Origin of the sequence: Massilia sp. TWR1-2-2 (assembly GCF_049897565.1) — a bacterium.
In the GTDB taxonomy this organism is placed as follows: Bacteria; Pseudomonadota; Gammaproteobacteria; order Burkholderiales; family Burkholderiaceae_D; genus JAFCUW01.
Map to the genome: position 1 here is coordinate 56,632 of NZ_JAFCWM010000019.1, position 11,399 is coordinate 68,030.

An 11,399-nucleotide genomic window follows, 5' to 3' on the forward strand; every position below is an offset into this window, starting at 1 on the left:
ATACTAGCGCTCTTTCGCATCGAGCGCGCTGCGGATGCCGGCCACAAATGCCTGCACCGCGGCGACGGCGCCCTCCTTCGGCGTATTCTCCAGCTCCTGGATGATGCGGCTGCCGATCACCACGGCGTCGGCCACCTGGGCAACCGCCTTTGCGGTGGCGCCGTCGCGGATGCCGAAGCCGACGCCGATCGGCAGCTTGACGTGTTCGCGGATCGCCGCCACCCGGCGCGCGACGTCGTCGGTGTCGATGGTGCCGGCGCCGGTCACGCCCTTGAGCGACACGTAATAGCTGAAGCCCGAGCCGACCCGCGCCACCTGCGCGATGCGCGCCGGCGTCGACGTCGGCGCCAGCAGGAAGATCAGGTCGAGGCCATTGGCGCGCATCGAAGCGGCAAACTCCTCGCACTCTTCGGGCGGATAGTCGACCACGATGGCGCCGTCGGCGCCGGCGTCCTTCGATGCGGCGATGAAGGCGTCCGGGCCGATGCGTTCGATCGGGTTGGCGTACCCCATCAGCACGACCGGCGTGTCCTGGTTCGTCTTGCGAAATTCGCGCACATAGTTAAACACGTCCGGCAGGCCGATGCCGAACTTGAGCGCGCGTTCGCAGGCGCGCTGGATGACCGGGCCTTCGGCCATCGGATCAGAAAACGGCACCCCGAGCTCGAGCACGTCGGCGCCGCCGGCGACCATCGCATGCATCAGCGGCACCGTCATCTCCGGGCCCGGGTCGCCGGCGGTGATGAAGGTCACCAGGCCGGTCTTGTTATGCGCCTTGAGCGCGGAGAAAGTAGCGTCGATTCTGGACATGAGAATGCTTTCGTAGGGAGTGAATGGGAACGGGCGACTTCAGCGGTCAGCTGAAATCGAGCCCCATCCGCTCGGCCACGGTGTGCATGTCCTTGTCGCCGCGGCCCGACAGGTTGACCAGGATGGTCTGATCCTTCGGCAGCGTGGCAGCGAGCTTGGTCGCATACGCGATCGCATGCGACGATTCGAGCGCCGGAATGATGCCTTCGATGCGGCAGGTGTCGTGGAATGCGGCAATCGCCTCATCGTCGGTGATCGACACATACTGCGCGCGGCCAAGGTCCTTCAGCCATGCGTGCTCCGGTCCCACGCCGGGATAATCGAGGCCGGCCGACACCGAGTGCGTCTCGATGATCTGGCCGTTCGCGTCCTGCAGCAGGTAGGTGCGGTTGCCGTGCAAAACGCCGGCCAAACCGGCACTGAGCGAGGCGGCGTGCTTGCCCGATTCGAGCCCCTCGCCGGCCGCCTCGACGCCGATCAGCTTGACGTCCTTCTGGTCGATGTACGGATAAAAAATCCCCATTGCATTCGAGCCGCCGCCGATACAGGCGAGCACGTAGTCGGGCTGGTGGCCGGTCATCTCGGGCATCTGCACCAGGCACTCTTCGCCGATCACCGACTGGAAGTCACGCACCATCATCGGATACGGGTGCGGGCCGGCGACGGTGCCGATGATGTAGAAGGTGTTTTCGATGTTGGTGACCCAGTCGCGCATCGCTTCGTTGAGCGCGTCCTTGAGCGTCTTCGAACCCGATTCGACCGGCACCACGGTGGCGCCCAGGAGCTTCATGCGGTACACGTTCTGCGCCTGGCGCTTGACGTCTTCGCTGCCCATGTAGATCACGCATTCAAGGCCGAAACGGGCGCAGATGGTGGCGGTGGCCACGCCGTGCTGGCCGGCGCCGGTTTCGGCGATGATGCGCGGCTTGCCCATGCGGCGGGCCAGCAGCGCCTGGCCGATGACGTTGTTGATCTTGTGCGCGCCGGTGTGGTTCAGGTCTTCGCGCTTGAAGTAGATCTGCGCGCCGCCGATCTGTTCGGACCAGCGCTTGGCGTGGTAGATCGGCGACGGACGGCCGACGAAGTGTTTCAGCTCGTAGCGGTACTCGTCGAGGAACTCGGGATCCTGGCTGTAGCGCGCGTACGCTTCGGTCAGTTTGGCCAGCGCGTGGCTGAGCGTTTCGGCGACAAAGGCGCCGCCGTACGGGCCGAAGTGGCCGCGTGCGTCGGGAAGCTGGTAGTCGGTGGTCTTGAAGATTGGCGCGGCGGGGCCGCGTTCAGGAACTGCTTTCATGGGAGTTGTCGCTTTCAATGGTGGCGTCTGCCGCCCGCACCGCGTTGATGAAGGCGGCGATCTTGCGGGCGTCCTTGATCCCCTTGTGCTGCTCGACACCACTGCTGATGTCGACCGCATAGGGACGAACGGAGGCAACCGCGTCAGTCGCGTTGCTTACGCTCAAGCCACCACTTAAAACGACCCGAGGCGCGAGTTCTTTTGGAATGAGAGACCAATCGAAGACCTTTCCTGCGCCACCGTAGGCATCCACATAGGTATCGAGCAACAAACTCGAGAACAAGGGACTGGCGGCGCGGTATTGATGCTCGTATTCTAGCAAATCGGCCGCGCTCGTGTCGGGACGCATGCGGAACACGCGCATGAACGGCCGGCCGACGGCCGCCGCGATGGCCGCGCACTCGGCCGCGCTCTCGTCGCCATGAAACTGCAGCAGCGCGAACGGCGCCACCTGCGCCACAGCCACCACCTCGTCGACGGTGGCGTTGACGAACAGCGCGACGGCGGTGACGAACGGCGGCATGGCGGCGATCAGCGCGCCGGCCTGCGCCGCGGTGACATAGCGCGGGCTGGGCGGATAAAACACAAAGCCGAGCGCGTCGGCGCCGGCCTGCACGGCAGCGCGGACGTCTTCCTCGCGCGTGAGGCCGCAGATCTTGACTCGGGTAGGTGGCATGATAAAAGACAGGTTGGCTTAACTGCGGCCTCGCACGAACCAGGGCAAGGGACTGGTCGCTTCCTGCGGCAGGCCCCACTTGGGATCGTACTCTATTTTAGCCAGGTACAGGCCATCGGGCATGAAGGTGGGCGCGGCGTCGTTGCGGTCGAGCCCCGCCAGCACGCCGTCCAGCCAGGACGGCGGATGGCGGCCATTGCCGACATAAATGAGCGAACCGATCACGTTGCGCACCATGTGGTGCAAAAAGGCGTTGGCGCGCAAGGTGAACACGATGACTTCACCGTGCCGGTCGACGCTCACCTCATGCATCTGCTTGATGGGCGACTTGGCCTGGCACTGCGACGAGCGGAACGCCGAAAAGTCATGGGTGCCAACCAGGTGCTGCGCCGCTTCGCGCATCAGGTCCAGGTCGAGCGGACGGAAGGTCCAGCCGGCGCGCCCGACCAGCAGCGGCGAGCGCACCGGGTCGTTGTACAAGACGTAGTGGTAGGTGCGTGCGCGCGCCGAAAAGCGGGCGTGGAATTCGTGCTCGAAGTCAAACGGGATTTCGGTTGCCCAGCGCACCGCGATTGAATCGGGCAGGAAGGCATTCACGCCGCGTACCCACGAGTGCATGCCGCGGTCAAGGTCGGTGTCGAAGTGGACCACCTGCTCGAGGGCGTGCACGCCGGTGTCGGTGCGCCCGGCGCAGGTGGTGGCCAGGTCGACCCGGCCGAACTCCTTGAGGGCGATTTCGAGCCGGTCCTGCACGGTGTTTCGGTCCAGCTGCTTCTGGTAGCCGTTCCAGGGCGTCCCATCGTACTGGACGCCGAGTGCTATCCGTTTCACATCAACTCCAATTGCATTGTCGCGTTTCAGGCCAGTTTCGAGCGCATCGCATTGGCTTTGCTGACCTGCTCATTGCTGCCGCCCTTGATCACTTCGTCGAGCAGTTCGCGCGCGCCTTCCTTGTCGCCGATTTCCTCGTAGGCGATGGCCAGGTCAAGCTTGGTCTCCATCTCCATTTGCATGGCCGTCATCTCGGCGCCGGAGGACGATGCGCCCGTCTCCTCGAAGGAAGGGGCGTCGGCCGGCAGGTCCAGGTCGATGCCGGTCATGTCGAACTGCGGCGCGGCGGCAAAGCTTGGCGCGGCGGCCGGCGCGGCGGTACGCTCGACGTCCGGGAAGTCCGGCAGGGCGAACGGGTCGTCGAGCGGCGCGCTGGCGGCGCCGGCGGCAGCGGTTGAGTCAGCGGCCGGCGTGGTCGGGAAGTCGAAGTCCATGTCGGCGAAATCGGCGCCGTTGTCGGCTTTCGCCGCCACGGGAGCGGCGGCCGGCGTGCTGTCGGGCAGCGTCGGCAGGTCGAACTCGTGCGCCAGGTCGGCCATGTTGAATTCAGGGACAGGTTCGTGCGAGGCCATGTCGAGACGGATGTCGTCGAGCGACTTCGGCTCGGCGACCGGCTCGGCCCGGGCGGCGACGATCGTCTTGTCGGCGTCGGGCGTGTCGAAGGCCATGTCGAAGGCCAGGTCGAACGACTGCTCTTCTTCCTTTGGCGGAGCGGCGGCGACGATCGGGTCGGAGGTGAACTCCATGTCGTTGGCGTCGATCTTCGGCACGGCGGCGAGCGTGCCGGCCGCTGCCGGTGCGTCGTTGGTGACGGGCTCGAAACTGAGGCCGCCCAGGTCGAAGTCGAGCGTGTGGTCGTCGGCCGGACGGGCGGCGCTTTGCACCGGCTCCGGCAGCGCAGTCGGGGCATCGTCGGCCAGGCCCAGGTCCATCAGGTCAGGTTCGGCCGAAACGCCTTCTGCGTGCATCTGGTTCAGGATCGCCTGCTCGGCGATGTCTTCCGGCGTCGATGGCGCCGCGGCGGCCAGGGTGTCGCCGGCCGTTGCGTACAGCGGATTGTGCGGATCGATCGACAGGCCAAGCGCTGCCGCCTGCGCCCATTCGTCGCCCTGGCCTTTCGTCATGCCGTACATTTCGCCGGCTTGCGCTTCGAACGCGCGCTGGTCCTTGCGGGCGGCGTAAATCTCGAGCAGCTTGAGGCGAACCGGCGCGCGTTCCGGATGGTTGCGCAGCGCTTCCTTCAGGATCTCTTCGGCTTGCGCATCGCGGCCGTAGGCGATGTAGACGTCGGCCTCGGCGACCGGATCGACTTCGTTGGTATCGAGCTGGCTGGCCGACGGCGCAAAGCTCGAGTTGAAGACGCTGTTGCTGGTGTCGATGCTCTGGCCGCCGGTTTCGGCGAACAGCGAATGGGCCTGGTCGGTCGGCGCGCCGAGGATCGACGGCTCGCCTGGAGCGACGGCGTCCTTCTTGCGGCGGCGCGACAGGCCGAACAACGCCAGCAGCGCGACGGCCAGGCCGGCGCCGATGTAGCTGATGTTATCCATGATCATGTCGGCAAAGGTCGGCTCGGCGGGCGCCGGCTGCTTGACCGCCACCGGCGCCGCTTTGGCTTTCGCCGGCGCCGGCATCACTTCGGCAGCCGGCTTGGCCGCGACCGCTGCCGCCGATGTCGTCACCACCGGAACCGGCGCCACTTGCGCTTCGGTGCCAGCCTTGTTCTTCACCGTCATCAGCTTTTCGAGGTCGTTGACGTTGCGCTCAAGCTCCTTGACGCGGGCAGTCGCTTCGGCCAGCGCGCGGTCCTTGGCGATCTTGTCTTCCGGGTCGACCGCACCCGTCTTGCCGGCGGCGCCGGCCGGCGCCGCCTTCGACAGCTTGAGCTGGTCCTTCGATTCGTTGGCCGCGGTCGGGCGTTCTTCGACCTTGGCGACGATCTTGCCGGCGCCGCTCTGGGTGCTTTCGGCTTCCTTGCCCGGCGCCGCGCTGGCGACCTGGCCGGCCAGCTTGTTGCGATAGGCGTTGAAGTCGGCGGCATGGGCCACCACCACGCCATGGGCCTCGCCTTCGCCGCCGCCCTTGATGGCGTCGGAGTCGGGCACCGACAGGATCTGGCCGGACTTCAGCCGGTTCATGTTATTGCCGATGAAGGCGTCAGGATTGGCGCGGTACAGCGCCACCAGCATCATGTCGAGCGAGATCTCGACCGGCTTGACCTGGGCGGCGATGCGCCCGAGCGTATCGCCGCGCTTGACGCTGTACTTCGCCGCGCCGTCTCCGGCGTCGGCCTTGTTGTCGGCGGTCGGCTGCTCGAGTTTCGGGCGCGGCTGCGGCGTTTGCGCGGCGGGCGCGGGCTGGCTGGCCTGGCTGGCCTGGCCGCCCTGGCGGGTCTGGCCGGCCTGGCGCGCCGGCAGGCTGGTGCGCGACCCCTGGTTCAGCACATCGACCGGCGCGGCGGCCACTTGCGCCGATTGCGTCGTGCGCAGTTCGGCCGGGTCGAGCAGGAACGTATATTCGCGCACCAGGCGGCCGCTGTTCCACGACAGTTCAAGCAGCATGTCGACGAACGGCTCGTTGACCGGCTGCGACGACGAGATCCTGATGAACTGGCGGCCATTGCGCTGTTCGACCGCGAAACGCAGCGACAGCAGGGCCGGATTGAATTCGATGTTCGCCTGGCGGAACGCTTCAGGCGCGGCAAGCTTGGCAACCAGGCCGGCGGCCTCGTCGTTCGACACCGACGTCAACTCGATTTCGGCGCGCAAAGGCTGGCCGAGGGAAGACAGGACAGTCAGCTTGCCGAGTCCCGCAGCGCACGCCGCGGAGGACAAAAACACTGCGCTGGCGACAGCGCCATAGAGTGTTTTCAGCGCGAGCGACATGATCCGGGGGCGAGTTTTTAAAGGCATGATTGGGGGCGTCGTAAGAGTTGTCGAGGGAGAATGCAGGTTTCCCGGAGGTCTCAACATATCATCATGCTCTAGAGCATGCAAGCTTTAGGAGTGTTTCTCCGGCCACAACGCAAGGTATGTGAGCAGTATGCTCAGTTAATGCGACGTTTCAGCAAATCTTGCGCGCCCAATTGGCCAGTTCTCAGAGTGAAAACAGCGTATCAAGAACCGGTCGGACCGGATAAATCCGGCCCTTTCGATGGCTTGCAGTTAACCACCGTTAGCAGAACTTTACTTGTCCAGCACGATGCGCAACATGCGCCGCAGCGGTTCGGCAGCGCCCCACAGCAACTGGTCGCCGACGGTGAAGGCGGACAGGTATTCGCCGCCCATCGACATCTTGCGCAAGCGCCCGACCGGGATCGTCAGGCTGCCGGTGACGGCCGCCGGCGACAGGTCGCGCATCGACGCTTCGCGCGTGTTAGGCACCACCTTGACCCACTGGTTGTTCGACGCGATGATGTCGTTGATTTCGTCGAGCGGCACGTCGCGTTTGAGCTTGATGGTCAGCGCCTGCGAGTGGCAGCGCATCGCGCCGATGCGCACGCACAGGCCGTCGACGGGAATTTCGGCGCTGCCGAACGCGGCGCCGAGGCCCAGGATCTTGTTCGTCTCGGCGCCGGCCTTCCACTCTTCTTTCGACTGGCCGTTGCCGAGGTCCTTGTCGATCCACGGAATCAGGTTGCCGGCCAGCGGCGCGCCGAACTGCTTGATCTCGGCGGGCGAGTAGCCATGCTGGGTCGCCAGCACCGCGCGGTCGATCTCGAGGATGGCCGCGGCCGGGTCGTCGAGCAGCGGCCGCACGGCGGCGTTGATGGTGCCGAACTGGGTCAGCAGTTCGCGCATGTGCTGGGCGCCGCCGCCGGATGCGGCCTGGTAGGTCATGGACGTCATCCAGTCGACCAGCTCGTGCTGGAACAGGCCGCCCAGGCCCATCAGCATGCACGACACGGTGCAGTTGCCGCCGATGTAGTTCTTGACGCCCCTGGTCATCGCGTTCTTGATGACGTCGAGGTTGACCGGATCGAGCACGATGACGGCGTCGTCGTTCATGCGCAAGGTCGATGCGGCGTCGATCCAGTAACCGTTCCAGCCGGCGGCGCGCAGTTTCGGGAACACTTCGCCGGTGTAGTCGCCGCCCTGGCAGGAAATGACGATGTCGCACTTCGACAGCTCGGGGACGTCGAACGCGTCTTTCAGCGTCGTCTCGTTCTTCGCCATCGCCGGCGCTTTGCCGCCGGAGTTGGAGGTCGTGAAAAACACCGGTTCGATGTGGGCGAAGTCGCCCTCGTCGCGCATGCGCTGCATCAGCACCGAACCGACCATGCCACGCCAACCTACCAAGCCAACTAATTTCATCATCTTCTCTCTATAAGTAAAAATCTATGCCAGTGCCTTGACCACCGCGTCGCCCATTTCGTCGGTGCCCACGCGCGTGGTGCCCGGCTCGTAAATATCGGCCGTGCGCAGCCCTTGCGCGAGCACGGTCTTGACGGCGGTCTCGATGCGCTCGGCCTGCTCAGGGCGGCCGAGGGAAAAGCGCAGCATCATCGCCGCCGACAGGATCGTCGCCAGCGGATTGGCGATGCCCTTGCCGGCGATGTCGGGGGCGGAGCCGTGCGACGGCTCGTACAGTCCCTTGTTGTTGGCGTCGAGCGACGCCGACGGCAGCATGCCGATCGAGCCGGTCAGCATCGCCGCGCAGTCGGACAGGATGTCGCCGAACATGTTGCCGGTGACGAGCACGTCGAATTTTTTCGGCGCCCGCACCAGCTGCATGGCGGCGTTATCGACGTACATGTGATCGAGTTCGATGTCCGGGTACTCGGTGTGCACGTCGGTGACGATATCGCGCCAGAACTGGAACGTTTCGAGCACGTTGGCCTTGTCGACGCTGGTGACGCGGCGGTCGCGCTTTTGCGCCGCCTGGAAGGCGACGTGGGCGATGCGGCGGATCTCGGACTCGGCGTAGCGCATCGTGTCGAAGCCTTCACGCTCGCCCTTGAACGGGCCGTCCGGGCACTCGCGCACGCCGCGCGGCTTGCCGAAGTAGATGTCGCCGGTCAGCTCGCGGATGATCAGGATGTCGAGGCCCGACACCACTTCAGGCTTGAGCGTGGAGGCGCCGGCCAGTTCCGGATACAGGATGGCCGGACGCAGGTTGGCGAACAGCGAGAGCTCCTTGCGCAGGCCGAGGATCGCCTGCTCCGGGCGCAGCGAGCGCTCGAGCGCGTCGTACTTGTAGTCGCCGACGGCGCCGAACAGCACCGCGTCGGCGGCGCGCGCCAGCGCCAGGGTCGACGCCGGCAGCGGATGGCCATGGCCGGCATAACCGGCGCCGCCGACATCGGCCGTCTCGAGTTCGAAGCGTTCACCTAGCACGTTCAGCACCTTGACCGCCTGCTTCATGATTTCAGGGCCGATACCGTCGCCGGGCAGGATTGCGATCTTCATGTTCTGGCTTCTCTGGGTGGTATTAAATGACGTTGGCGAGCCACGGCTGCGCAGCGAGGTGGCGTTCTTCAAAAGCGCGGATCTCGTCGGCGTGGCGCAAGGTCAGGCCGATGTCGTCGAGGCCATTGATCAGGCAGTACTTGCGGAACGCGTCGATTTCGAACTGGTACGACAGGCTGCCGTTGGAGGTGGACACGCGTTGCTGCTCGAGGTCGACCACCAGCCGAAAACCCGGAAAGGCCTTGACCTCGTTGAACAGGTGCTCGACCTGCGCTTCGGCCAGCACGATCGGCAGCAGGCCGCTCTTGTAGCAGTTGTTGAAGAAGATGTCGGCGAAGCTGGGCGCGATGACGGCGCGAAAACCGTACTGGTCGAGCGCCCACGGCGCGTGTTCGCGCGAGGAGCCGCAGCCGAAGTTTTTGCGCGTCAGCAGGATCGAGGCGCCCTGGTAGCGCGGCTCGTTCAGCACGAAGTCGGGATTAAGCGGGCGCGCGCTGTTGTCCTTGCCCGGTTCGCCGTGGTCGAGGTAGCGCCATTCGTCGAACAGGTTGGGACCGAAGCCGGTGCGGTGGATCGACTTGAGGAACTGCTTCGGGATGATGGCGTCGGTATCGACATTGGCGCGGTCGAGCGGCGCCACCAGTGCTTCGTATATCGTGAATTTATCCATGGTCCTTTGCGCGGACCACAGGGCCCGCTCTTTCGCGTTATTTTCTGCCGGCGCCTTCGACGACCTGGCCCACTTTTTGAACGTCCTTGCCGACGCCGGCGATGGTGTTGCAGCCAGCCAGCAGCAGGACAATGGCGCTGAGCGCGAACAGCTTCTTCATATGTTGGACTCTCTTTTTAGTAGTTAGTTTTGGAGTAGTGCGTTCAGCGCAGTGCGCGGACATCGACAAAGTGGCCGGCGATGCCGGCGGCGGCGGCCATCGCCGGCGACACCAGGTGGGTGCGTCCGCCCTGCCCCTGGCGGCCTTCGAAATTGCGGTTCGAGGTCGAGGCGCAGCGCTCGCCCGGCTCGAGCCGGTCGGCGTTCATCGCCAGGCACATCGAGCAGCCAGGCTCGCGCCACTCGAAGCCGGCGTCGCGGAAGATCTTGTCGAGGCCTTCGCGCTCGGCCTGGTCCTTGACGAGGCCCGAGCCGGGCACCACCAGCGCCAGGCGCACGTTGGAGGCGCGCTGCTTGCCGCGCACCACGGCGGCCGCCGCGCGCAGGTCCTCGATGCGCGAGTTGGTGCACGAACCGATGAACACCTTGTCGATGCGGATGTCGGCGATCGGCGTATTCGGCTTGAGGTTCATGTAGACCAGCGCCTTTTCCATCGCGTCGCGCCGCACCGCGTCTTTTTCGTTGTCCGGATCGGGCACCCGACCGTCGATCGAGGTGACCATTTCGGGCGAGGTGCCCCACGTGACCTGCGGCTTGACGTCGGCCGCGCCGAGCGTGACGACCAGGTCGAACCTGGCGCCGGCGTCGGAGTGCAAGGTGCGCCAGTAATCGACCGCCCGGTCCCAGTGCGGCCCCGCGGGCGAAAACGGCCGGCCCTTGACGTAGTCGATGGTGGTGTCGTCGACGCCGATGATGCCGGCGCGGGCGCCCGCTTCGATGGCCATGTTACAGACCGTCATGCGCCCTTCCATCGACAGCGCGTGGATGGTCGAGCCGCCAAACTCGATGGCGTAGCCGGTGCCGCCGGCGGTGCCGATCTTGCCGATCACCGCCAGAACGATGTCCTTGGCGGTGACGCCGGCCGGCATGACGCCGTCGACCTGCACCAGCATGGCTTTCGATTTTTTTGCCAGCAGCGTTTGCGTGGCCAATACGTGTTCGACTTCGGAGGTGCCGATGCCGTGCGCCAGGCAGCCGAAGGCGCCGTGGGTCGACGTGTGCGAGTCGCCGCATACAACCGTCATGCCCGGCAAGGTGGCGCCCTGCTCCGGCCCGATCACGTGGACAATGCCCTGGCGCTTGTCGTTCATGTTGAAGTAGGTCAGCCCGTAACTCTTGGCGTTGGCGTCGAGCGTTTCAACCTGCAGGCGCGAGGTCGGATCGGCGATGCCGCCCTTGCGGTCGGTGGTGGGGACGTTGTGGTCGGCCACGGCCAGGTTGGCGGAGGTGCGCCACAGCGCTCGCCCGGCCTCACGCAGGCCGTCGAACGCCTGCGGGCTGGTGACCTCGTGTACCAGGTGACGATCGATGTACAGCACCGTGGTGCCATCTTCATCGGCCCGCACGACGTGCGATTCCCAGAGTTTGTCGTAGAGCGTTTTCATCATGGCGTCGCGGTCGATTTCAAAGAACGAGTTTGATTATGCCATTATTTGTGCACTGCGTCAGCGCCGGGCTGATTTGAATATTCTTTGCATAATTAGACATTTATGC

10 protein-coding genes are annotated in these 11,399 nt (G+C 65.2%); all 10 read right to left on the minus strand.

Annotated features, from left to right (window positions below):
• Nucleotides 1–3: 3 nt before the first annotated feature.
• The 10 genes from trpA to leuC all read right to left on the minus strand — a co-directional run bounded on the left by trpA (nt 4) and on the right by leuC (nt 11,293).
• Nucleotides 4–810, minus strand: a complete 807-nt coding sequence (gene trpA, locus ACP7DD_RS18155; protein WP_426176204.1) for a tryptophan synthase subunit alpha — start codon at nt 808–810, stop codon at nt 4–6.
• A gap of 46 nt (nt 811–856) precedes the next feature.
• A complete protein-coding gene (gene trpB / locus ACP7DD_RS18160; protein ID WP_426176205.1) occupies nt 857–2,104 on the minus strand; it encodes a tryptophan synthase subunit beta in 1,248 nt (415 codons plus the stop codon).
• Nucleotides 2,088–2,780: a phosphoribosylanthranilate isomerase gene (locus tag ACP7DD_RS18165; RefSeq protein WP_426176206.1), complete on the minus strand. Its 693-nt coding sequence runs from the start codon at nt 2,778–2,780 to the stop codon at nt 2,088–2,090. The genes trpB and ACP7DD_RS18165 overlap by 17 nt, the downstream gene beginning before the upstream one ends.
• 18 nt (nt 2,781–2,798) lie before the next feature.
• The gene (truA, locus tag ACP7DD_RS18170; protein ID WP_426176207.1) at nt 2,799–3,611 is read right to left on the minus strand and encodes a tRNA pseudouridine(38-40) synthase TruA; all 813 of its coding nucleotides are present in this window, start codon (nt 3,609–3,611) and stop codon (nt 2,799–2,801) included.
• A gap of 26 nt (nt 3,612–3,637) precedes the next feature.
• On the minus strand, nt 3,638–6,448 hold the full coding sequence (locus ACP7DD_RS18175) for a FimV/HubP family polar landmark protein (protein ID WP_426176208.1): 2,811 nt from the start codon (nt 6,446–6,448) through the stop codon (nt 3,638–3,640).
• Nucleotides 6,449–6,793: 345 nt separating this feature from the next.
• Nucleotides 6,794–7,921 (minus strand): aspartate-semialdehyde dehydrogenase, encoded by a 1,128-nt coding sequence (asd, locus tag ACP7DD_RS18180; RefSeq protein ID WP_426176209.1) that lies wholly within the window; start codon nt 7,919–7,921, stop codon nt 6,794–6,796.
• A gap of 24 nt (nt 7,922–7,945) precedes the next feature.
• The gene (gene leuB, locus ACP7DD_RS18185) at nt 7,946–9,016 is read right to left on the minus strand and encodes a 3-isopropylmalate dehydrogenase (protein ID WP_426176210.1); all 1,071 of its coding nucleotides are present in this window, start codon (nt 9,014–9,016) and stop codon (nt 7,946–7,948) included.
• A gap of 22 nt (nt 9,017–9,038) precedes the next feature.
• The gene (gene leuD, locus ACP7DD_RS18190; protein WP_426176211.1) at nt 9,039–9,686 is read right to left on the minus strand and encodes a 3-isopropylmalate dehydratase small subunit; all 648 of its coding nucleotides are present in this window, start codon (nt 9,684–9,686) and stop codon (nt 9,039–9,041) included.
• Nucleotides 9,687–9,723: 37 nt separating this feature from the next.
• Nucleotides 9,724–9,846, minus strand: a complete 123-nt coding sequence (locus tag ACP7DD_RS18195; protein WP_426176212.1) for an entericidin A/B family lipoprotein — start codon at nt 9,844–9,846, stop codon at nt 9,724–9,726.
• Between the two features lie 43 nt (nt 9,847–9,889).
• On the minus strand, nt 9,890–11,293 hold the full coding sequence (gene leuC, locus ACP7DD_RS18200) for a 3-isopropylmalate dehydratase large subunit (protein ID WP_426176213.1): 1,404 nt from the start codon (nt 11,291–11,293) through the stop codon (nt 9,890–9,892).
• Between the last annotated feature and the right edge of the window lie 106 nt (nt 11,294–11,399).

What these genes read in the sequence shown, in the direction of transcription:
- ACP7DD_RS18165 (WP_426176206.1), bottom strand. Translation starts at nt 2,780, where the DNA reads ATGCCACCTACCCGAGTCAAGATCTGCGGCCTCACGCGCGAGGAAGAC.
- ACP7DD_RS18195 (WP_426176212.1), bottom strand. Translation starts at nt 9,846, where the DNA reads ATGAAGAAGCTGTTCGCGCTCAGCGCCATTGTCCTGCTGCTGGCTGGC.
- leuD (WP_426176211.1), bottom strand. Translation starts at nt 9,686, where the DNA reads ATGGATAAATTCACGATATACGAAGCACTGGTGGCGCCGCTCGACCGC.
- leuC (WP_426176213.1), bottom strand. Translation starts at nt 11,293, where the DNA reads ATGATGAAAACGCTCTACGACAAACTCTGGGAATCGCACGTCGTGCGG.
- trpA (WP_426176204.1), bottom strand. Translation starts at nt 810, where the DNA reads ATGTCCAGAATCGACGCTACTTTCTCCGCGCTCAAGGCGCATAACAAG.
- trpB (WP_426176205.1), bottom strand. Translation starts at nt 2,104, where the DNA reads ATGAAAGCAGTTCCTGAACGCGGCCCCGCCGCGCCAATCTTCAAGACC.
- leuB (WP_426176210.1), bottom strand. Translation starts at nt 9,016, where the DNA reads ATGAAGATCGCAATCCTGCCCGGCGACGGTATCGGCCCTGAAATCATG.
- asd (WP_426176209.1), bottom strand. Translation starts at nt 7,921, where the DNA reads ATGAAATTAGTTGGCTTGGTAGGTTGGCGTGGCATGGTCGGTTCGGTG.